The 1908-nt window shown below is 54.7% G+C and carries 1 protein-coding gene and 2 pseudogenes; 1 reads left to right on the top strand and 2 read right to left on the bottom strand.

The genetic code is table 11. The annotated features are described in order from the left end of the window. Both BBW68_RS11415 and hemH read right to left on the bottom strand, forming a co-directional pair. A pseudogene (locus BBW68_RS11415) lies at nucleotides 1-335 on the bottom strand (inosine/guanosine kinase); the annotation flags it as partial. 88 nt (nucleotides 336-423) lie between these two features. Continuing rightward, a complete protein-coding gene (gene hemH, locus BBW68_RS11410; RefSeq protein ID WP_070135455.1) occupies nucleotides 424-1383 on the bottom strand; it encodes a ferrochelatase in 960 nt (319 codons plus the stop codon). 311 nt (nucleotides 1384-1694) lie between these two features. On the opposite strand from hemH, the pseudogene BBW68_RS16790 reads away from it, so the two are divergent. Further along, a pseudogene (locus BBW68_RS16790) lies at nucleotides 1695-1908 on the top strand (helix-turn-helix domain-containing protein); the annotation flags it as partial.

Genomic DNA, 1908 nt, shown 5'->3' with positions numbered 1-1908 from the left:
TATTCAACAAAGCCGTTTTTACACATCACGCCGAGCAGGACCGAACGGTCATCCGCCAGTACCGAGTAGTTATGCAGGGTGTTACCAACCGTGCCGCCGCCGAACTGATGGGTGATCAAGTTTTCGCGGTGCAGTTCAGCATACAGCGCTTCCGCCACGTCATCTTCAATGACCAGCGAGCAACCGAAGCTCAGGCCGTAACGGGCCACAAACTCGTCGTCCACTTTGGCTTCAATATCCACTAGGATCTGATCGATACCGACGATCCAGCTGTTGGCTGCATCATTAACCGGCTGCAACAGCGGTTCGAGTGCGCTGACCGGGGAATTCCATATTTGCGGGCTACGGGCAGGTGATAAGAGCGCAATGATAACATGAATGGGATCTGAGACGATCGCTGTGGGGCGTTACCGCCCCATAGTGTTAGCGATACTGATTCACTAGTTCCATCATCATGGTAATGTGGGCTTCATCATCATTCAGTGCCGGGATGTACTCAAAGCGCGTGCCGCCCGCGTGCAGGAAGATTTCGCGGTTCTCGCCGTTGATCTCCTCCAGCGTTTCCAAGCAGTCAGACGAGAAGCCCGGGCTCATGATCTGCACATGGTTCACGCCTTTCGCCGGCAGGGACTTCATCGTCTCATCGGTGTAGGGCATTAACCACGGCTCGCGGCCAAAGCGCGACTGGAAAGTGAGCATCGCTTCGCTGCTGCTGAGACCGAGCGAGGTTTTAAGTTCCTCAAAGGTGTCGTGGCAGCGCAGCGGGTAGTCATCACCCTCATTAGCAAAGCGCTGTGGGATGCCGTGGAACGAGCTCACCAGTAGATCCGGCTTGCCGTGCTGGGCAAACGAACGCTCAACCGAGGCTTTCAGCGCGGCGATATAGGCCGGGTGCTCAGCATAATCGCGGATAAAATTTACCGACGGCAGGCTGCGGTAACCGGCAAACACGCTGGTGATCCCGTCCCACACTGCGGCAACGGTAGAGCAGGAAAATTGCGGATACAGCGGCAGTACGATCAGGCGGTTAACGCCCTGTTCCATCAGGCTGTCGATGGCGCTTTTCAGGCTCGGATTGCCGTAGCTCATACCCAGCGCCACCGGCATATCTAACCGGGCCGCCAGTGCCACCTGCTGGCGCTGGCTATACACCATCAGCGGTGAACCTTCGTCCATCCATACTGAAGCATACAGCTTTGATACGCGCGGTGAGCGAAGCGGCAAAATAGCGAGATTGAGAATCGGCCACCATAGCCAGCGCGGAGAATCAACCACGCGCTTGTCGCTGAGGAATTGCTTAAGGTAACGTTTTACGGCTGGGGTAGTCGGGGCATCAGGCGTGCCTAAGTTGACCAACAGTACGCCGGGCTTATCTTGCCTCATTGTTATTCCTTGAATTACATGCATGGTCTGAAATGAAAACGAGACTTCTCGTAATACTTCAAGCTGCAGGTGCGTTGGCTGCACCCACTCGCCCCAGTCACATAGTTAACTATACTCCTGAGTATTCGCGGTCTTGCCGCCTTCCTGCAACTCGAATTATTTCGAGTGTATTTTAACGGAAAAATGCGGGGTAGAAACCAATTGCTGCAATTGAACCAAGTTTTCCTGTCGCTACCGATGTAAAACTGGCCCACCTGCCGATCTAAATCGGCCCCACCCAGGGTAAAAATGGCAGTTTTAAGGCACTGACAATGATGATATTGGAGACCAGAGTGGAGATGAGTGTTTTACACCGTCAGGGCATGTCGATACGCGCCATCGCGCGCCAGCTTTCATGCTCTCGTGAGACCGTTCGCAGATATATCTAGCCCGCTGCCCGTAGCGGATATCCGCTACAAGCCTCGCGCACCCAGACCCTGCAAGCTTGACCCGTTCAAACCCTATATCCTTGAGCGCGTGGCCGCT

This window comes from Candidatus Erwinia dacicola (assembly GCF_001756855.1).
GTDB lineage: Bacteria > Pseudomonadota > Gammaproteobacteria > Enterobacterales > Enterobacteriaceae > Erwinia > Erwinia dacicola.
Note: the sequence above shows the minus strand (reverse complement) of the source record. Positions and strands in the feature narration are given on the sequence as shown.

Coding starts and splice junctions, on each gene's coding strand:
- hemH (WP_070135455.1), bottom strand. CDS start 1,383: ATGAGGCAAGATAAGCCCGGCGTACTGTTGGTCAACTTAGGCACGCCT.